Origin of the sequence: Rhodococcus sp. IEGM1428 (genome assembly GCF_050321865.1) — a bacterium.
Taxonomy (GTDB): domain Bacteria; phylum Actinomycetota; class Actinomycetes; order Mycobacteriales; family Mycobacteriaceae; genus Rhodococcoides.
Map to the genome: position 1 here is coordinate 250,307 of NZ_JBNQFW010000006.1, position 19,272 is coordinate 269,578.

Consider the following 19,272-nt stretch of genomic DNA (forward strand, 5'->3'; position numbering starts at 1 on the left):
TGATGCGGCCTGGGCGGCAGTGCGGACAGGGAATTAGCACAGTCCATCGAGTTACTGTACCTTTTGTACGGTAACTGTTGTGGGGTCGAGGGACCCAGCGAGCAAGGGAGTTTTGTGAGTTCAGCACGACGTTGGGGTGTCTTGGTCACGGTAGCCACGGGACTCCTGCTGATCACCCTGGACAATTCGATCCTCTACACCGCCCTGCCTACGTTGGTGCAGGACCTCGGCGCCACGAGCTCCGAAAGCTTATGGATCCTCAACGCCTATCCGGTCGTGATGGCCGGCCTTCTGCTGGGCGCTGGAACGCTCGGCGATCGGGTGGGTCACCGACGCATGTTCCTCATCGGATTGGTCGTGTTCGGCGCAGCGTCTCTCGCAGCTGCGTTCTCCACAACCCCCGAGACCCTCATTGCCGCGCGAGCGGTACTGGCGGTGGGTGCGGCCGCAATGATGCCGGCGACACTGGCCCTGGTTCGGTTGACGTTCGACGACGAGCGTGAACGCAACGTTGCCGTCGGGGTGTGGGGGAGCATGGCCGTCGTGGGCATCGCCCTAGGCCCTATCGTCAGCGGCTTGTTGCTGACGCACTTCTGGTGGGGGTCGGTGTTCCTGGTCAACGTCCCGGTAGTCGTGGTCGCACTGGCGGCCACGATGGCGCTCGCGCCCTCCAACGACGCAGACCCATCGAAGAAGTGGGACCTGCTCTCCTCGATATACGCTCTCCTAGCCCTGGTCGGTCTGGTCATCGCGATCAAGGAGGTTGCGAAAATCGGCGGGTCGACTTCGACCGTCATCGTGGCAATCGGCGCTGCTGCGGTGGGCTCGGTCCTGTTCGTCCGCCGTCAGGCCCGTCTTCCGTACCCCCTGCTTGTCTTCGGTATCTTCCGCAACACTGCATTCCTTGCGGGAACTCTCGCCGCGGGCTTTGCGATGTTCACGATCGGCGGAGTGCAGCTGGTCACCACTCAGCGATTCCAGCAAGTTGCCCAGTTCTCGCCCCTCGAAGCCGGAACACTGGTCGCCGCACTCGCTCTCGGATCGCTACCCACTTCGATTCTCGCCGGTGCGATCGTTCATCGAACAGGTTTGTTGCCCATGATCAGTGGCGGCTTGGCCCTCAGCTTCATCGGCGTCGTCGCGGCGGCGGTCACGTTCGAGGGCAACCTGGCCGTGTTCGCGGTCACCCTTGTCGTGATCGGGATGGGTCTGGGTGCCACCATGGCCGTCGCATCCTCGGCGATCATCAGTAATGTTCCCGCGAACCGCGCGGGCATGGCCTCATCCGTGGAGGAGGTGTCCTACGAGTTCGGAAACCTTACTGCTGTAGCACTTCTCGGTTCGCTCGTCACTGCGATCTTCACGTCCTCGATTCGTATCCCAGACGGTGCCGACCCCGTTGCAGGCGCGAGTATCGACAGCGCACGCACCGTCGCCACAGAGAATCCAGGCATCAGCGACGAACTGACGCGCGCGGCCGGAACCGCCTACGACAGCGGCTATTCCACCGTCATGATCGTCGTCGCCGTCACACTTGCCCTCGCCGCTGCAGGAACAGGTGTGCTGTTGCGACGACACGGGCCTGGTTCCTCCCTCGTCACTGCTCACTGAGAGGGGCGAAACATGCGTCCCAGTAAGCGATCCGATATCCTCGCCGCCGCGGCGCGACTCGTGCAGCGGGAGGGCATCGCAGCGGTGAGATACGACAGCATCGCCGCTGAGTCCGGTATCACCAAAGGTGGGTTGGTGTATCACTTTCCGTCCCGTGAAGAGCTGATCACAGCACTCCATGAATATCTCGCTGCTCAATGGGACCAGGCTGTGGCTGCGGCAACTGGCAAACCTGCCGACCAAGCAACCGAGACCGAACGCCTCGAAGGGTACGTACGTGCCGCAACACAGGGTGCCACTCGCGCCGAGTTGTTGTTCCTCCTGGAAGGCTCCACCACTTCCGACCATGCCGCGGCGTGGGACGCTGCGCTGACACGGTGGGTGCCGCCCGCACCGACGACAGTCACCGACGCCGTCACCGCCGAGGCGTTCGTAACCCGGCTCGCAGCTGACGGACTCTGGATGTACGAGGCCCTCGCCTCGTCACCTCTCACCCCCGACTTCCGCCGCCAGATCGCAGAGTTGATTGCCGATCGAATTCCCGATCCCCCCGCACTCGAACGCGATCATACGACGGACTGATCTAGTATTCCGAAGGAGCACCGGCGGCGGACAGAACATAGGTTGATAGCAGGTCCGCATGTATACCTGCGACGCACAGCAGGTTTCCTCGAATCAATGGGCCCCGCGCTACTCACACCGAGTTCGCGAAAGCGGGAGAAAATGTACTGTACCGCAGTATCTGCGGGTTTTTTCGGCAGGTGGACCCGCTGGTGCGTTAGTAGCTAGATTTCACCTGTCGGGCGCGACCCGGTCGACAGGCCGTATCTGCGGTCGAATTCTCCGGCTCCAGGTGGGCGTCATCGTGTGGTCCGCCGACTCGTTATCGCAGGTTGGTCCGCTGGCACGAGTCGGCGTCGATCCGCTCCCTCTACCAGGCCCGCTTTGCAGAGATGCTGCGTGACAGCAGTTACCGCACCGTCAAGAAATGTGGCCCTTGTGACTGATGTGTGGGTGTATCCCCGACCTCCTCGTATTTGTCGACGATCTACCGAGCCCACGCGTCGAAGACGCCCCCGCGGAGGTGTGGACCGAGGCTCGCACATTCTATGGGCAGGACGCGTTCGATATCGTGGGTACGTTCGACGGCAATTCCCAATCTGGGTACAGATTTTCGGCTGTTTCCGCAGACAACTGACATTCAAGTCAGCCAGAGCCAGGGACGTCACGATTCCTCCGCCCATCACTTGCCGGCGAGGGAGAAGTTTTTAGGCGGGGCGGCAGTCATGGTAGCTAATACAAAGTCTTGATCAGAAAAGCCAAATGGCAAGCTCCCAAACGAACTGCTGCATCAAGCACGATCACCAGCGGCCGGGTAGGAACAGTTTGTGGCCTCGAGGTTGAGCATGGCCAAAGGGATGAGCGCTTCGGGATGCACGAATCCGAACGCGATGCGAGTGATGAGTCGGATCTTGGTGTTCATCGATTCGACGAATCCGTTGGACAAGCCGTGTTCGATTGCGGCAAGAATCTGATCGCGATGGGTGCCGACACGGCGTTGCAGCGTGACGAAGGAATCGATTCGGCTGCGCCGTGTCCACTGGATCCATCGCTCGAGTGCTTCGGCGGACTGGTCGACGGGGAGCTTGAAGACCGTCTGTAGGCCCTCTTTGAACAAGTAAGCGCGGTAGAGCCGAAGCCGCGGTTGGCTCCCCCTTGTGGCCCACATTGCGGCGGCTCACGGTCCTGTTCGAATCGGCAACCTACGCGCTCTCCTACGGCGTCAGCGCCGACGAGGTAAGGAACACTGTTCGTCACCTCAACGCACTCTTGGACGAACACGAAGGTCGGCTCATCGGGAGAATCGTTTCGACCAGCACGACAGCGACGAGGCTCATCTCGCGACCTACGCGGATGCCGCCCGACTGTCGCCCGGTCCGTTGCGTCATCCGAAACGCTCCGTCCGCCGCACTGCTTCAGCAGCAAAGCTCTCCACCGTCGTGTATGTCGATCGACCTCGTCGATACCGGAGTCGTGCACGCTGGCACCTACAACGGCAATCCCATCGGTCTCGCTGCGGTAGGCGCCACGCTCGACGTGCTAGGTGCCCCGACCGTCTACGACGAACTGGACGACACGTCGGCACGACTCGAGGTCGCGATGCGTTCCGCGTTGGCCGAGCTGCCCACCAACCCGACCATTCGACGAATAGGTTCGCTGATCGTCGTCGCGGAGGACGAACTTCCCGAGGCCGACCGTCTGTGGCCGCAAATCACCGAACGACTTCTGTACAAGAACGTAGTGGCACTCCCGTCCGGAAAAATATTCGTCTCCACAGAACACACCGACAAGGACACGGAGCTGATGCAGCATGCACTGACAGAGTCGGTCGATCACCTGTCCGCACGGGTCTGACCGATGGCACGCCAATCGCTCGACCGGTTAAACTCACCTCAACTCACGGAGGGCGCATGACAACGGCTGACCTCGACTCGTCGACGAAGGTCGACGGGCGCTTGGTGCGGGGTGCCCAGACGCGCGAAAAGCTGCTCGACGCAGCTCTCGAACTGTTCGGCAGCCGCGGGTTCCACGCTACTGGTATGCGCGATATCGCCCACGGTGCCGACATCAGGCCGCCGTCGATCTACAATCATTTCGGGTCGAAGGAAAGCGTTCTTGCCGCCGCGCTCGAGACTGGACTTCGAGAATTTCATCGCTATGTCGTCTTGCCTGACGACATAGGCGCACCGAGTGCGGCTCGGCTGGAGAGCCTCGTCCGCCTTCACGTCGCATATCAGGCGGAGAACTCGAGTTCTGTACGCGCGGCCGACAGATTGCTCGAGTTCATCACTGCAGGTGAGCTGTTGACCGACACCGCGCGTCAAGGCATCGACGAGTTGCTGAAGAACTACCGAATTTTGATCAACAGGTTGATCGACGACATCCGCACCACCACGATCACCATGCTCCCCTCGACCGAGGTGTGCACCGCGGCGGTGCTCTCGCTCTGCGACAGATCCGCGACGTGGCACTCGACGCCGGTCGATATCGAACGAACGCAAGACGAGTGCTGGACGCTGATCGCCGGGATGCTCGGTCAGCGAACCACGATATAAGTCCGATGTCGACAAGCCCGGGTCAATACAGCAACGAGCTGTGCCCCGCGCGGATCCGGGCCGAATACTCGTTCCGGGCGAATCGACACCTCCCCACAACCTAGGATCACGATGTCCCTCTTCGACGTTTCTCCCCGTTCACTCCATCTTCAAGCGCAACTCGAGCACTTCATGGACGAGTGCATCTACCCCGCAGAATCGGTGTACCACCAGCAGATGGCGGAGTCGGGTGATCCCCACTTCCAACCGCCCATTCTCGATGGCCTGAAAGCCGAAGCACGACGCCGAGGACTCTGGAATCTGTTCCACCCGCACCCACAGACCGGTGCCGGACTGACCAACCTCGAATACGCACCCCTCGCAGAAATCATGGGCCGCAGCATCATCGCGCCGGAAGCCTGCAACTGCAATGCCCCCGACACCGGCAACATGGAAGTCCTCGAACTCTTCGGTACCGCCGAACACCGCGCTCTCTACCTCGAACCGTTGCTCGCCGGAACCATGGCCTCGGCCTTCGCCATGACCGAACCGGACGTGGCCAGTTCCGATGCCACCAACGTCGAATTGTCCATGACGAGGGACGCAGACCACTACATCCTCAACGGACGAAAATGGTTCGCCTCCAACGCATTGCACCGCGACTGCAAAGTGCTGATCGTCATGGGCAAGACCGATCCGACCGCAAGTCCGCATCGCCAGCAATCGATGATGGTGGTTCCGATGGACGCCCCAGGCCTGACAGTACGCCGGAATTTGCCGGTCTTCGGATACCACGATCGCGAGGGGCACGGCGAGATCGATTTCGTCGACGTTCGTGTGCCGACCAAGGACGTCTTGAAGGGCGAAGGCGAAGGGTTCGCCATCAGCCAGGCCCGTCTCGGTCCAGGCCGCATCCATCACTGCATGAGAGCGATCGGCATAGCGGAGCGTGCACTGGATCTGATGTGTAGGCGCGCACAGTCGCGCGTGACTTTCGGTAAACCCATCGCGGACAACGCGAACATCCAGGACTGGATTGCCGAATCCCGTATCGACATCGAGATGATCCGACTACTGACCCTCAAAGCGGCACATCTCATGGACACCGTGGGCAACAAGGCTGCGCAGACCGAGATCGCAGCCATCAATGTCGCCGCGCCGGCCATCGCGTCGAGAATCGTCGACCGTGCGATCCAGGTGCACGGCGGTGCCGGCGTCACCGAGGACTTCCCGCTGGCATCGGCGTACGCCCATCTGCGCACACTTCGTCTCGCGGACGGACCAGACGAAGTGCACAAGCGAGCCATCGCTCGCCGAGAGCTGCGCAAACACATCGATTCGCGACCCGAATTGCTCGTCCGATGACCGCGGATTTCACTGGAAAGACCGCTATCGTCACCGGTGCCACCCGCGGAATCGGTTTGGCAACCGCCCGCTCGCTCGCCGCAGCGGGCGCGAACGTGGTGCTGACCTCCAGAACTGCAGAAGCCGCGCACACCGCCGCCACAACCATCTAGGGACGCGCGATCGGTATCGGCGCTCACGCCGCCGATCCCGATCAGGCCCAGCGGTGCGTCGACACCGTACTCGGTACCTTCGGCCGCATCGACATCCTCGTCAACAATGCCGGCACCAACCCTGCGTTCGGGCCGCTGCTATCCCTTGATCACGCACGCGTGCGCAAGACCCTGGACGTCAACTTATGGGCCCCGCTGCTGTGGACCGGGCTCGTGCACAAGGCCTGGATGCAACAACACGGAGGATCGGTCGTCAACACCGCCTCGGTCGGCGGTCTGAGCCACGAACCCGGGATCGGAATGTACAACATCTCCAAAGCCGCGCTCATCTACATGACCAGACAACTCGCCCTCGAACTGGGGCCAGGAATACGAGTGAACTCCGTCGCACCCGGAGTGGTGAGAACCCTTCTGGCAGAGGCGCTGTGGAAGGACCGCGAGGTAGAGGTTGCACAAGCGACCGCCGCATCGCGAGTCGGTGAGCCCGATGACATCGCTGCCGCGATCATGTACCTTCTCTTCCGATGCGGCGTCCTGGGTCACCGGTGAGACGTTGGTGGTCGACGGCGGGCAGCACCTCGGGAACGCACACGGCTTTCGCGCAATGGAGGTGCCCCATGAATGAGCACCCGTCGACTGGAATCGATCCACACGGTCTCCTCCGGTGGATGGAGGACGTCGGGCTCCAGCCACACGGTGACCTCACGCTCCGTCGCATCGGCTTGGGTCAGTCCAATCTCACCTACATGGTGCAGGATGAATCGGAGCGGAGATGGGTCGTGCGTCGACCGCCCCTCGGGGACCTTCTCGCATCGGCCCACGACGTGGTGCGCGAAGCACGAATCATGATGGCGCTCAACAGCACGTCAGTACCCGTACCGAAAATATTTGGTATCACTCATGATCCCGACATCGCCGCGGCACCCGTCGTTCTCATGGACTTCCTCCAGGGACCGTTGATCGACACAATGGACGCCGCCGCGCGGCTCGACGTGACTCGCCGTCATCTCCTCTCACGTTCACTCGTTCACACCCTCTGCGCAATCCACGATGTCGACATCGATCGGGTCGGTCTCAGTGAACTGGCCAACCACAAACCCTATGCGGCCAGACAACTTTCCCGGTGGTCGAGACAATGGACTTCCATTCGGACGCGGAGCCTCCCGATGGTCGATAAGCTGGCGCAACGCTTGTCGGCCGCAATACCACAGCAACACGAGGTCCGTTTGCTTCACGGCGACTTCCATCTATGGAACATGGTGCTGTCCCCCACATCCGACAGTGTCGTCGGTGTGCTCGATTGGGAACTCTCCACACTGGGTGATCCTCTGGCGGATGTGGGCACTATGTTGGCCTACTGGCCGCAGGACGGCGACGCCACGGTAGGCGACTTCGCCCCCTCCGTGCTGCCAGGATTCGCGTCCCAGGCCGACATGATCGACCACTACTTCGGCGAAACCGGCCGCGACCGTAGCGCATTGCCGTTCTGGCAGTCTCTCGGACTGTGGAAACTGGCGATCATCGCCGAAGGCGTCGTCGTGCGCTCCGAGCAGAACTCCGAGAACAGAGCAACCGCAGGCACTCCTACCCGTGCCCAGGTCGACGCATTGCTGGCACACGCATCCCAAGTGGCAAGTTCCACCGGAATTTGATTGCCTTACTCCAGAGTTCGTTTGATCCGAGGGGACAACATCTACGAAGGCGAAAGACCATGACACACTACGACTCTGCAAGCGAAAAGGCAGAAAGCTCATCAGAGACGGCCTCTGACGTTGACGACCAGCCCGAGCTGTGGTTGAGCATTCACCAGGACGAGCTCGTGGGCCAGGCCCTCGCCGAACTATACGAAAAGGCGGAAGCCGACCCGGACGTCCGAATGCAGTACTTGGTGATTGCAGAACTGCAGAGGAGGACCGTCGCCACCGTGGCCGTACTCATCGACAGGCTCGCGCTGCAAAACCGGGCGATGAGCTACGACGACGCAATGGCAAACGCCAGACAAATTCTGGCGATGGAACTGGCGGCGACAATCGAAGAGCGCCTAGAACCACTACTTAACACCGTTCCCGACACGCTGGCGGTATACCAGGATCTACTCGACACTTGCACAAGAACGCAGGACAAGGCGGTTGCCGCCTTGTTGGTGAACCACGAACGTGGTTGGGACGTATACCTTCGACGCCTGCTGACGGGGGAAGCGGGACGACCGATCGCTGCCCAGCTCGCGGTGCAACACATGGCGAATTTCACTCCCGCCTGACCGCCGAACACGTTGCGTCGGAGACAGGCCAAACCGTCGCCCAGCGCATCTGCGATCCCTGACACGGAGTACAAGATCGCGTCGGCAGCTACGCCCGCGCCCGACGTCGCGGCTGAGCACTCAATGCGCCGCACATGGGTGCAGACGCCTCCACTAACAGGAGCGCAAGGTCGGCGCGCTCATCGTCGCTCCGCTGCAAATATGCCGAAGGGTGCACCCAGGGCAGGTCAGCCTGCCGTCCGCGGGTATCCGTCGTGGGCCTGTCGATGCTCGCGACTCGCACCGAACTCTACGATGGCCGCCCACTTCCCTGATACATCACCATCGAATTGGCCTGTAAAGCCGAAACCTCGAAGATGGTCCGCATTCGAGTCCGATGAAAAGACACCTCCGCGGCCGGGAAGAAATCAAACACGAGACGCCCTCTGCCTAACCGGCAGTTACCGCACCGTCAAGCAATGTTGACAATTCTGCGGGATGTCGAGCTCAACCCTCCAGTCCGCACATGCTTCGTCGATTTTATGGTCTCAAGCAATTGACTCACATCGCGGTGACGAGGTCGGGGTCCGATTCCCCATGCATGCGATGAGTTGTGCGGCGGTGGGTCTCGGTGCGCAGGATCGCAAGCCCGTGGTGTCCGATGTGCCGATTCGCGCAACGCCCGATTTCCACCCGGTGCGTGTCGAACGCATCAGCTGTGACAGGTGCAGATACCGGCCGTGAATGTGTACCTCAGTAAGGCTGAGACACAACGGATCCCACGGCTCGTATCGCCGGGCAGACGCACCGACAGCAATCCGGACCGGGAAACGGGACGACCATTGACTGCTTCGGTCAATGGTCTTGTGGACCTCCAACAGTGCCTGCATAGTGATCTGGAGCACCCGCCTTCCCTGATGAAGTCGGCATCACACTCTGTTACTCGGTGCTCCTGCGACCACCTCCTGCGGGCAACCCGCCGTGAGCGAGTCTCGCCGACATCACAGAACGAAAGGATACGAAGTCACAGTGGATTCTCTGCTCGGTGGAATACGAATCCTTGATCTTTCCCGGTTGGTTGCCGGAAATCAGCTGACGATGATGCTCGGCGATTTCGGCGCGGACGTAATCAAGGTGGAACAGGCAGGCGTCGGAGATTCTTTACGACGTTGGCAGGTCGAAGAAGTCGAGGTGCACTGGAAAGTATACGGACGCAACAAAAGGAGCATCGAGCTCGACCTCAAGCGCGACCTCGACCTGACCCTGTTGCTGCGTCTCGTCGAAACCGCCGATGTCCTCGTCGAAAGCTTCAAGCCCGGCGATCTCGAACGCTTCGGACTGAGCCCGGAGGTCCTGCGTGGGCGGAACCAGGCGCTCGTTGTCACCCGTATCTCGGGCTGGGGACAGACGGGTTCGCACTCGAAACGTCCCGGCTTCGGGACGCTGGTCGAGGCAATGTCCGGGTTTGCTGCCATGAACGGGTTCGCCGACCGCCCGCCCGTCCTTCCCCCCGGGGCCCTCGCGGACATGATCGCGGGAATTTACGGCGCATTCGCAACGGTCGCAGCCGTTCGTAAAGCCGAACAGACGGGTGAGGGACAGGACATCGATCTCTCTCTATTCGAACCACTCTTCTCCACGCTGGGTCCGCAGGCGCTCAATTACGCACTGACCGGTCTCGTTCCCGAACGCTCCGGCAGCAGGATGAACATTTCCGCACCCCGCAATGTCTACGAGTGTTCCGACGGCAAGTGGTTGGCGATGTCCGGGTCCACGCAGCCCATGGCCGAGCAGTTTTTCCGCGTCATGGACCGGTCCGATCTGGTGACTGACCCTCGGTTCGTCACCAACGCAGCCAGAGTCGCGAACATGGACGCGCTCGACGCCATTGTCGGTGAGTATTTCGCCCGTTCGACTCTTGCCGAAAATCTCGGCGTCATGGAGAGCGCCGGAATCACCGCAGCACCCGTCTACGACATCTCCGATCTGGTGCGCTCCGAGTACTTCAGGACTCGGCGAGTTCTCATCGACGGCCCGGATGCCGATGACCCCGACCGTGTCATTCCCATGCACGACGTAGTCCCGCGTCTGTCGGGAACGCCAGGATCGGTGGCCCGTCCCGCGCCCCGACTCGGTGAGCACACCGAGGAAATCTTGCGATCAATCGCAATCGACGACGAATGGGACGAGTTCGCGGCACACATCGATGGCTGAGAGACGCACCATTCCAACCCAAACACGAAGGACTACAACATGACCGGCAATTGGATCGTTCTGCACCTCTTGGTCGCAGTCGCCATAGTTATCGGGCTCATCGTGCGTGTCAAAATGAACCCGACGCTGGCTTTGATTCTCGGATCGATCTATCTGGGAATCGCCGGAGGCCTTGGCTTCGGTGGCACCGCGGAAGCAATCACCACAGGTTTCGGAGAACTGATGGCCGAATTGGGGCTCCTTATCGGGTTCGGCCTCCTGCTGGGCTCGCTCCTTCAAGCGACAGGCGTTCTTCAAGCTTTGGTCCGGAAGCTTCTGCGATCGATCGGGCCGCGCAGGCTCCCCTACGCTCTCGGATTGGCGCTGTGCACGATCTTCCCGTCGGTGTATCCGGACGTGCAGTTCGTCCTCGCTGCACCGTTGATACGCGATGCGGCATCCGAATCCGATCGTCATCACCTACCGCGGATGGCTGCAGGCATGCTCGCAGGCGGCTTGGTCGGACTGGCCATGGTCGTCCCGGGGATTGCAACTGTCGCCATCGCCGGCATACTCGGAATATCCCTGGGCTCGGTGCTTGTGTACGGATTCGTTCTCGGCCCGGTCACTGTGCTCATCGCAACCTTCTTCAGCTGCGCACTTCTCGACCGAATCTGGAACCCGGATACCGACACGGTCACCGACGACGTCCCACCCCCGTTGGCCGAAAGCTTGCCGACCACAGACAATCCCGGTGGCACTGCCAGCCATGCACAATCCGGTACCGGAACCGGAACCGTCGTCGCTGGTCCGCCGCGGCAACGCCTCTGGACCTCTCTGGTCCCCACAGTCCTGCTTCCTGTTCTGCTCATCGCAGCGGGCACCATTGTCGATGTCGTCGCCGGCGAAGTGCCCCCGGTTGTCGGATTCTTGTCCAATCCCACCATTGCACTCCTGATCGGCTTGCTGGTGGCCTACGTGATCGCCCGCCGTAGCCAGGGAACAGACCGAGTCGAGGCCGCTATCGGTGACGGGCTCAAGCGGGCCGGAAGCGTTCTGCTGGTCACCGGCGCAGGCGGCGCGTTCGGAACGGTGGTGGCCGGCACCGACATCGCCGTAGTGGTCTCGAAATTGTTCTCGAACGCACAGACCACCAATTCGGTGCTGATCGTCCTGCTGGCCTGGACAGTCGCGGCCTTGGCTCACTTAGGCGTCGGATCCATCTCCGTCGCCGCGATCACCGCTACTGGCATCATCGCGCCTTCGTTGGTCGGCGGGTCGGTGCCGCTCGTTCTCGTTGCGCTTGCCATCGGATCTGGTTCCCTGTTCGCCGTCCATATCAACAGCAACGGCTTCTGGTTGATTCGCTCGCTGCTGGGCCTGACAACGAGCGGCGCATTCAAAATAAACACTCTGGTCAGCTCCATCGCATCCGTGGTGGCCCTGATTCTGGTCACAATTCTCGCTGTAGCCCTGTGAACTGGCCGTCCGCTAGTAAAGGAAAGACGGTGACAACGTGACCAATAACCGCGAGCCTTGGATCTCAGGCGCAAAAAGTCTCTTGTTCGCGCCGGCGAGCCGACCCGAGCGATTCGACAGAGCCGACAGCAGCGGAGCCGACGGTATTGTCCTCGACCTCGAGGACGGGGTAGCGGAGGCGGATAAAGCCGACGCTCTCGGTAACGCGATCACCTGGCTCCGAAACGGTAGTCGAGCGATCGTACGAATCAACGGATCGGGAACCGATTGGCAGCTCCATGAGTTGAAGCGTCTCGGAGATCTCGCAGACGTGACGGTAATGGTGCCGAAGGTCGAGACAATCGGGGACATAAACGTCGTCGCCGCGGCGCTACGCCCCGGCAGGCACGCGATCGTCGCCACCGTAGAGACCGCATGGGGATTGCTGAACCTTCCCGAAATTTGTTCGGCTCCGTCCGTAGTGCGGATTGGCTTCGGCAACGTCGACCTTGCCACAGATCTGGGTGTTCGCGCGACAGATCGTGCAGCACTGCAGTATTCACGGTCCGCCGTGGTAGCGCACTCCCGCGCGTTCGGACTGGCCGCGCCGCTGGACGGCGTCACTCTCGACACGAAAAACGAGACCGTTGTCGCCGATGATGCTGCGTACGCCGCGTCCCTGGGCTTTGGAGGTCGGATCTGCATTCACCCGGCCCAGGTAGCGAGAACGAACGAGGCGTTCGCTCCCTCTGCGAGCGAACTGGAGTGGGCAGCGAGGGTCGTCGCAGGCTCCGAACATTCTGCTGTCGGCGTAATCGACGGCGAGATGGTGGACAAGCCCGTCGTGGAGCGGGCACGCCGCATACTGGCCAGGAGAGGAACCAACTGAACGACGGCCCCGGCGACAATGGTTCATAGAGTCGCGGCAGTCGAGCCAATCCACCGCTTCGAGGAATCGATCCGTGTCAACGCATACGTAGGGGAGGGCACATGGCCGTCACATTAGTCGTAGAAGGGGCCGAAGCTCGGCAGTTCGTCTATCGCGCTTCACAACTGGCCGAGCTGGCCGCGTATCTACACGCTCTCACCCACCCGGAGCATCACCGGGGCAGCCGAGACCTGATCTCGTCCGCCCTCATCGAGTTGCCACCGTCGTTGCTCTCCCGAATCCGGCTCTGGTCGCCGATGTGGGGGGTCCAGCGGGCTCGGTTCTTGTTCCCGCTCGATTTGTCATCCGATGTATCTTTCGACCAGGAATTACAAGGCGTCGTCGACTACCCTCCCGACTTGTTTCTCGAGACCAGTGCGAAATGCATCATCGAAACACTGCGAGATTATTCCGCCCAGTTTCCGGAAACGAGGGAACGGCTACGAAACGATCTGCTGACGCACACGAAGCGATTATCGAGAGAGCGTTCGGAGATAGCCACTCGCATTCTCGACGACCCGGATGGCTGCAGGAAGGAAATCGCGGACATCCTTGCAGACGCCGGCACTCAGCCTCATTTTCGCAGACAATGGAGTGCAATAAAGCCCAGGCTGGCGGGCGAGGTCATGCTTCGGCAACGCGAGCTCCAGATCCGTGGCGGCATCAGTATCGCGGATACCAGCGATACTGCGCGGACCTACAACGACCCCACGCGCGTCGTGTTCGACAAGCTGTACCACGCGTTCGCGAGCGTAAAAGAAGAATCCGTTGTCGGAGTTCCGTCTATTTGGTCCGCCCCCCACTTCGTGGTAAAGCACGTCAGTGGAATGCCGATCGTCGTTCAATATCCGCTCCACCAAGCAGGCCCGATCAGTTTCGACCTGATAGCACACCGATTGGAAGCACTGAACGACCCGATGCGGGTCAAGATCTGCTACCACATTCTGCGAGAGCCACGTGCGACTATCGATCTAGCCGCACAATTGAACACATCGGAAGCGCAGATTTCCCGAAACCTCCGCAAACTGCGCGAGGCAGGCCTGGTGATCGGTGAGCGTGACGGCCGAGTCGTTCGGTACCGGATGAACACCGACGCAGTCCGACGACTCGGGGCAGATTTCATGGACACCCTGCTGCACTGAACAAGACAGGCAGTACGTGGTGCCGAGATCGTCGACGTCGACGATCTCGGCACGCGGTTCGCCGAGGGCTGCTGCCCACCGAAGCAGGAGCTGTCCGGCGAGCGTTCGATCCCCTGGAATCGAACGCGCAAGGCCGGTGGTAGTGGGAACCCGGCCGTGAGCCTGCAGTCTTGCGGAAAGCTCCGTCCCGTCGAGGCGCAGACCACCGGATTTATTCTCTAGGGTTCGCCCCCGCGGTTCGACTTCATTTGAATTGACCTACGAAACAGGCATGCCAAGGGGTGTGCGAATGCTGTTCAGCCAACAGAAACCGACTCTTCCAACTTTGTGCTCTGACGTCGCGTCGAGCTGACCGACAAGCGCTCGGCTCTGGTCAACCCACCCCAAATACCGTACGGCTCGTTGGATTCGAGTGCGTGCTGTAGGCACCGTTCGATTACTGGGCACTGCGCGCAGACCCGCTTTGCATCCTTCTCGAGAATCGAACGGGAGTACCCCCGCAGTTCGGTGGGAGGAAAGAACATACCGACGGGCATTGCACGACATGCCCCTCGGACCTGCCATTCCCATTCGTCGCACTGCGGCCGAGGCAGCTGCAGCGGAGGAAACGCTGTTCGCACCTCAAACCTCCGTAGTTGTTGTAGCTGTCTGCCTGAGCACATTCGTCAACCGTTTCGTGCGATCATGCCGTTTCGGTGATCGGGCGGTCGACCCAGCTCATCAGGTCGCGCAACTTCTTGCCGGTGACCTCGATGGGGTGCTCGGCGTTTTCCTTGCGCAGGCCTTCGAGCTCGGTGTTGCCGTTCTCGACGTTGGCGACCAGGCGACGCGTGAACTCACCCGACTGGATGTCGGCCAGAATGGCCTTCATCCGCTCCTTGGTACCTGCGTCGATGACGCGAGGTCCCGAGAGGTAGCCGCCGAACTCCGCGGTGTCGGACACCGAGTAGTTCATGCGAGCGATGCCGCCCTCGTACATGAGGTCGACGATGAGCTTGAGCTCGTGCAGAACCTCGAAGTACGCCATCTCGGGTGCGTAACCGGCCTCGACCATGACCTCGAAGCCGACCTTGACGAGCTCCTCGGTGCCACCGCACAGCACGGCCTGCTCACCGAAGAGGTCGGTCTCGGTCTCTTCCTTGAACGTGGTCTTGATGACGCCTGCGCGCGTGCCGCCGATGCCCTTGGCCCACGACAGTGCGAGCGCCTGGCCCTCACCCTTCGGATCCTGATCGATGGCGATGAGCGCGGGAACGCCCTTGCCGTCGACGAACTGGCGACGCACGAGGTGGCCGGGGCCCTTCGGTGCGACCATGCCGACAGTGACGAACTCCGGAGCCTTGATCAGGTCGAAGTGAATGTTGAGGCCGTGGCCGAAGAACAGCGCGTCGCCATCCTTCAGGTTGGGCTCGATCTCCTCGGAGAAGATCTTGGCCTGAGCGGTATCGGGTGCGAGCACCATGATCACGTCGGCCCACTCGGACACCTCGGCGGGCGTACCGACCTTCAGGCCCTGCTCCTCCGCCTTGGCGCGGGACTTCGAGCCTGCCGCCAGGCCGATGCGAACATCGACGCCGGAGTCGCGCAGGCTCAGCGAGTGCGCGTGGCCCTGGCTTCCGTATCCGATCACAGCGACCTTGCGGCCCTGGATGATCGACAGATCAGCATCGTCGTCGTAGAACATCTCGACTGCCATGGGTTTGGGACTCTTTTCTTTTCATAAACGAACGTTCGGTGGGCATCTCCGCTGGACGAGCGGAATGTGCAACCGGGTTTCTTGAACCCGCCATAGTTCCCGAAAATGAGGATATCATCTCACATTGGATACCGATGAGACTCGGTCCGGCTGCACAGCCCTGGCCAAGCCCGGCACACATTTCTGCACGCCTGAAGGGTGCGCACCCGAGTTTCCAGTTCGGCAGGCCCGTCGGGTCACCGTTCGATGTCGACCGGATGACACGCTCCTCGCGGTGAAGGCAACCGACTGGCTGCGGCTGCAAGCCGGCCGACACCCGGAAACCGGCGTGACCGTCGAGCGTCCGTTTTGGGGTGGGCACGCGTGAGCTAGAACGTTCCGTCTGGCTATGTCACGGGCCGGTCAACTGTTGGAGATGGAGGTGACGCTCAGCGGTATCGAGACCACTGAGGATCGTCAATCGGCCAGCGCCGCCCATCCGCTCAGTGCGCCGTCCATCGATGAGAGGAGTCGAGGACCGAGTTCTCTCCGTGAGTGGCCGGCCTCGTTCATCAAATCCAGCACTTCCCGGGGGTCGAAGAGCAAGTTGCACAGAAATAGTGCATGCGACGACAACGAGGGGTCGAGATGTCGGTCGGCCAAGTACTCGGAGATCGGACGACCCCAGGCGACTTGGACCAACAACACAACGGGGTCCTTCGCATTGAGTCGTTCGAAGAATCCGTGTCGCGATCTGAAGTTGACCATGACATGTCCGTGCTCTTGGATCAGTCCGATCCAGTGGTCCAGCAACGACGAAATTAGTTCTCTACCTGTGGCTTTGCAGCCGGCACTGTACCCGATCAGGTCGTCGATGATGGTGAGGACGTAAGCGTTGACAAGCGCCTCGGCCGAGGAAAAATGGCGGTACGCGGTCGCTATGGCGATATCCGCTCGATCCGCCACGTTCTGCATGTTCAGGTCGGAACCATCGCGTATCAGCTCGCTGGCGGCAGCGAGCAGCCTGCGTTTGTTGCGGATCGTGTCGCGTCTAGCGCCCTTTTGCGACCGCTGGCCATTCAGGAGACTGAGCGAGTGCTCGGCTGCGAGCACGCCCTCCGATAGCGCCAAACCCAAAACCTCCATCGCTGTACCCGATTCGGAGCATCCGTACCCGGCTCTTTCTCAACTGAGAGGTTACTCCGAGATCAGCCGCCACTCCTAGCCGAAACACAAAACTCGCCGTTGACAGTTCCAATTCGAGACACTAGTCTCACTTACAACTTATCAATCATTTAAGCCTGAATGCACATTTCGGCATTCCTTCCTCTGACAGGAGAGCTTCCTTGTTTATCAATGTCTCGGCTGACAACTGCCCGGTGACCAACGACTTCGACCGCCCGAGCGCATCCGCCGTGGCAGCGATCGCCGGGTATCCGGCCGCGAACATCGGGGACGCGCAGGACCGCCTCAACCTCATGAGCGCGAGCATCAAGACGCAGTGGACCGGTGCACGTTGCGCGGGCCCGGCAGTGACCGTGTACACCCGCGAAGGTGACAACCTTGCCATCCACCGGGCACTCGATGAAGTTGAAGTCGGTGACGTCCTGGTCATCAACGGGCGAGGCGACGGGAACCGCGCAGTGTTCGGTGACCTACTGGCAGAGATTTGCCTCGCGAAAGGTGTTGCAGGGGTGGTCATCGACGGAACTATCCGCGACCGCGAAGCCATCGCCGAGGTGGGCCTGCCCACCTGGGCGACCGGAGTTACCCCGACCGGGCCGACCAAGAACGGACCGGGCGTGATCGGACAATCGATCGCCTGCGGCGGCGTCGTGGTTTCGTCCGGTGACATCATCGTCGCCGACGACGACGGCGTAGCCGTCGTAGCTCCTGCTCGCTTGGCCGAGGTCACGGCCAAGCTGGCGACGATCGACAAGTTCGAGAGCGAATTGCGCGCACGTATCCGAGCAACTGCGCACACAACCCAGAGCGTGCTGGCATGACCACCTTTGAACCATCCCCCGCCGTCCTACGAGTCGCGGCGACATCCAAACGTCCTGCGATGGGCTCGGCTCCCGAGAACGCGGTCTCCCTGGCGATGGGCGAACCCGACTTCGACACCCCCACCGCAGTCATCGGCGCAGCGTCCGCTGCCCTCGAAGCGGGAGAAACACACTACGCCGACCAGAACGGGTTGCCATCTCTGCGGCACGCACTGGCCGATAAACTTTCACGAGACGGTCTCGAGTACAACCAGGATCAGATCCTCGTATCCCACGGTGCCACTGCTGGTCTCGCATCGGCCATCCTGGCGACCGTCGGTCCCGGAGACCGTGTCGTTATCCCAGAGCCGTGCTACTCGCTGTATGCCGATCTCGTCGAACTCGCTGGCGGTACAACAGTGTTCGTAGGACTGAGCCCTGACATGCACTGGGATTTACCCGCACTCCGTGACGCGCTCGTGGGCGCGAAACTGATGGTGTTCTCCAACCCGTGCAATCCCACTGGCATCGTGCACACCCGCGAGGAACTGCTCGCTCTCGGCACGATGATCGAAGGCACAGACACACTTGTCATCGCAGACGAGGCATACGACGCAATCGTGTACAGACCCACAGTGTTCACCTCGGCATTGGATGTCGAATCACTGCGCGAACGAACGATTTACGCGCAGACGTTCTCCAAGACCTACGCCATGACCGGCTGGCGCGTGGGCTACATCGCTGGACCGGCCGACGTCATCGCCGCAGCTTCCCGGGTGCACCGCACTTTCAACGGCTCGGTCAACACCGCAGTACAGCTGGCCGCGCACACCGCCCTTGAAACCGGCCACGAGGTGATCGATGGAATGGTCGCGAGCTACCGCGAACGCCGAGACCTGTTGCTCGAGCTCCTTGCCGGCATCCCACACCTCAGTCCCTATCCTGTCGACGGAACGTTCTACTCGTTCGTGCGGTACGACCTCGATGTTCCGTCGGAACAAGTGACCGCCGAGCTGCGCGGTCAAGGGCTTTTGGTACGTGCGGGATCGGAATACGGGCCAAGCGGAGAAGGCCACTTCAGACTGTCGTTCGCAGCCGACGCGGACAGCATCGCGCGAGCTGCGACTGTGCTCAGGAGTTACTTTTCCTCCGTGCCCGCGAACGAAGCGTCGCTGGTCAGGACCTGATTCGGCCGGGAAATTTGTCACCACGGTGTGTGGGCGGGTACCGCGAACACGAGAAGGCGTCCACGCCACCTCCCGCAAAGTTTCGTGCGCCCGAACTGATGCCTGCAGGACAACGCTCGCCGGTGTCGGAACTTACAGGACATGACGCACCCGCCCGGACCGGCACGTTCGCATTACCCCGGCAACCGGCCCGGTCCTATCCAAAGACGTTGCTGCAGCTCGATGTCCATACCCCGTGCAGC

Annotated in this window: 17 protein-coding genes and 2 pseudogenes; 14 read left to right on the forward strand and 5 right to left on the reverse strand. The window is 61.2% G+C overall.

The window, feature by feature from the left end:
* The first annotated feature begins 114 nt into the window (after positions 1 to 114).
* Together ACQR3T_RS24550 and ACQR3T_RS24555 are read left to right on the forward strand one after the other, a co-directional pair.
* Positions 115 to 1,611, forward strand: a complete 1,497-nt coding sequence (locus tag ACQR3T_RS24550; RefSeq protein WP_428695192.1) for an MFS transporter — start codon at positions 115 to 117, stop codon at positions 1,609 to 1,611.
* Between the two features lie 12 nt (positions 1,612 to 1,623).
* A complete protein-coding gene (locus tag ACQR3T_RS24555; protein WP_428695193.1) occupies positions 1,624 to 2,193 on the forward strand; it encodes a TetR/AcrR family transcriptional regulator in 570 nt (189 codons plus the stop codon).
* Between the two features lie 779 nt (positions 2,194 to 2,972).
* Here the strand turns inward: ACQR3T_RS24555 and ACQR3T_RS24560 are convergent.
* Positions 2,973 to 3,307 (reverse strand): annotated as a pseudogene (locus ACQR3T_RS24560) (transposase); the annotation flags it as partial.
* 308 nt (positions 3,308 to 3,615) lie between these two features.
* On the opposite strand from ACQR3T_RS24560, the gene ACQR3T_RS24565 reads away from it, so the two are divergent.
* From ACQR3T_RS24565 to ACQR3T_RS24590, 6 genes and pseudogenes are all read left to right on the forward strand, one after another.
* On the forward strand, positions 3,616 to 4,026 hold the full coding sequence (locus tag ACQR3T_RS24565; protein WP_428695194.1) for an aminotransferase class III-fold pyridoxal phosphate-dependent enzyme: 411 nt from the start codon (positions 3,616 to 3,618) through the stop codon (positions 4,024 to 4,026).
* 56 nt (positions 4,027 to 4,082) lie between these two features.
* Positions 4,083 to 4,727: a TetR/AcrR family transcriptional regulator gene (locus tag ACQR3T_RS24570; RefSeq protein ID WP_428695195.1), complete on the forward strand. Its 645-nt coding sequence runs from the start codon at positions 4,083 to 4,085 to the stop codon at positions 4,725 to 4,727.
* 111 nt (positions 4,728 to 4,838) lie between these two features.
* Entirely contained in the window at positions 4,839 to 6,071 is a 1,233-nt protein-coding gene (locus ACQR3T_RS24575) for an acyl-CoA dehydrogenase family protein (RefSeq protein WP_428695196.1), read from the forward strand.
* A pseudogene (locus ACQR3T_RS24580) lies at positions 6,068 to 6,848 on the forward strand (SDR family oxidoreductase). The gene ACQR3T_RS24575 and the pseudogene ACQR3T_RS24580 overlap by 4 nt, the downstream one beginning before the upstream one ends.
* Positions 6,841 to 7,875 (forward strand): phosphotransferase family protein, encoded by a 1,035-nt coding sequence (locus ACQR3T_RS24585; protein WP_428695197.1) that lies wholly within the window; start codon positions 6,841 to 6,843, stop codon positions 7,873 to 7,875. The pseudogene ACQR3T_RS24580 and the gene ACQR3T_RS24585 overlap by 8 nt, the downstream one beginning before the upstream one ends.
* A gap of 59 nt (positions 7,876 to 7,934) precedes the next feature.
* On the forward strand, positions 7,935 to 8,483 hold the full coding sequence (locus tag ACQR3T_RS24590; protein ID WP_428695198.1) for a hypothetical protein: 549 nt from the start codon (positions 7,935 to 7,937) through the stop codon (positions 8,481 to 8,483).
* Positions 8,484 to 8,772: 289 nt separating this feature from the next.
* On the opposite strand, the gene ACQR3T_RS24595 is transcribed toward ACQR3T_RS24590, so the two are convergent.
* Positions 8,773 to 8,898: a hypothetical protein gene (locus ACQR3T_RS24595; RefSeq protein WP_428695199.1), complete on the reverse strand. Its 126-nt coding sequence runs from the start codon at positions 8,896 to 8,898 to the stop codon at positions 8,773 to 8,775.
* A 593-nt stretch (positions 8,899 to 9,491) separates the two neighbouring features.
* Between ACQR3T_RS24595 and ACQR3T_RS24600 the strand changes: the two genes are divergently transcribed.
* The 4 genes from ACQR3T_RS24600 to ACQR3T_RS24615 all read left to right on the forward strand — a co-directional run bounded on the left by ACQR3T_RS24600 (position 9,492) and on the right by ACQR3T_RS24615 (position 14,183).
* Positions 9,492 to 10,676: a CaiB/BaiF CoA transferase family protein gene (locus ACQR3T_RS24600; RefSeq protein WP_428695200.1), complete on the forward strand. Its 1,185-nt coding sequence runs from the start codon at positions 9,492 to 9,494 to the stop codon at positions 10,674 to 10,676.
* 39 nt (positions 10,677 to 10,715) lie between these two features.
* Positions 10,716 to 12,134 (forward strand): GntP family permease, encoded by a 1,419-nt coding sequence (locus ACQR3T_RS24605; RefSeq protein WP_428695201.1) that lies wholly within the window; start codon positions 10,716 to 10,718, stop codon positions 12,132 to 12,134.
* Positions 12,135 to 12,171: 37 nt separating this feature from the next.
* Complete coding sequence (locus ACQR3T_RS24610) at positions 12,172 to 13,002, forward strand: HpcH/HpaI aldolase/citrate lyase family protein (protein WP_428695202.1); 831 nt, start codon at positions 12,172 to 12,174, stop codon at positions 13,000 to 13,002.
* A gap of 101 nt (positions 13,003 to 13,103) precedes the next feature.
* Complete coding sequence (locus ACQR3T_RS24615) at positions 13,104 to 14,183, forward strand: DUF5937 family protein (RefSeq protein WP_428695203.1); 1,080 nt, start codon at positions 13,104 to 13,106, stop codon at positions 14,181 to 14,183.
* A gap of 296 nt (positions 14,184 to 14,479) precedes the next feature.
* Here the strand turns inward: ACQR3T_RS24615 and ACQR3T_RS24620 are convergent, their stop codons facing one another.
* The 3 genes from ACQR3T_RS24620 to ACQR3T_RS24630 all read right to left on the reverse strand — a co-directional run bounded on the left by ACQR3T_RS24620 (position 14,480) and on the right by ACQR3T_RS24630 (position 17,004).
* The gene (locus ACQR3T_RS24620; RefSeq protein ID WP_428695204.1) at positions 14,480 to 14,845 is read right to left on the reverse strand and encodes a WhiB family transcriptional regulator; all 366 of its coding nucleotides are present in this window, start codon (positions 14,843 to 14,845) and stop codon (positions 14,480 to 14,482) included.
* A gap of 20 nt (positions 14,846 to 14,865) precedes the next feature.
* The gene (gene ilvC / locus ACQR3T_RS24625) at positions 14,866 to 15,879 is read right to left on the reverse strand and encodes a ketol-acid reductoisomerase (RefSeq protein ID WP_428695205.1); all 1,014 of its coding nucleotides are present in this window, start codon (positions 15,877 to 15,879) and stop codon (positions 14,866 to 14,868) included.
* Positions 15,880 to 16,335: 456 nt separating this feature from the next.
* Positions 16,336 to 17,004: a TetR/AcrR family transcriptional regulator gene (locus ACQR3T_RS24630; protein ID WP_428695206.1), complete on the reverse strand. Its 669-nt coding sequence runs from the start codon at positions 17,002 to 17,004 to the stop codon at positions 16,336 to 16,338.
* Positions 17,005 to 17,237: 233 nt separating this feature from the next.
* Between ACQR3T_RS24630 and ACQR3T_RS24635 the strand changes: the two genes are divergently transcribed.
* Complete coding sequence (locus ACQR3T_RS24635; protein ID WP_428695207.1) at positions 17,238 to 17,864, forward strand: RraA family protein; 627 nt, start codon at positions 17,238 to 17,240, stop codon at positions 17,862 to 17,864.
* Positions 17,861 to 19,030 carry a pyridoxal phosphate-dependent aminotransferase gene (locus tag ACQR3T_RS24640; protein ID WP_428695208.1) on the forward strand — a complete coding sequence of 390 codons (1,170 nt, stop codon included), beginning with the start codon at positions 17,861 to 17,863 and terminating at the stop codon, positions 19,028 to 19,030. Before ACQR3T_RS24635 ends, ACQR3T_RS24640 begins: the two co-directional genes overlap by 4 nt.
* Positions 19,031 to 19,272: the final 242 nt, after the last annotated feature.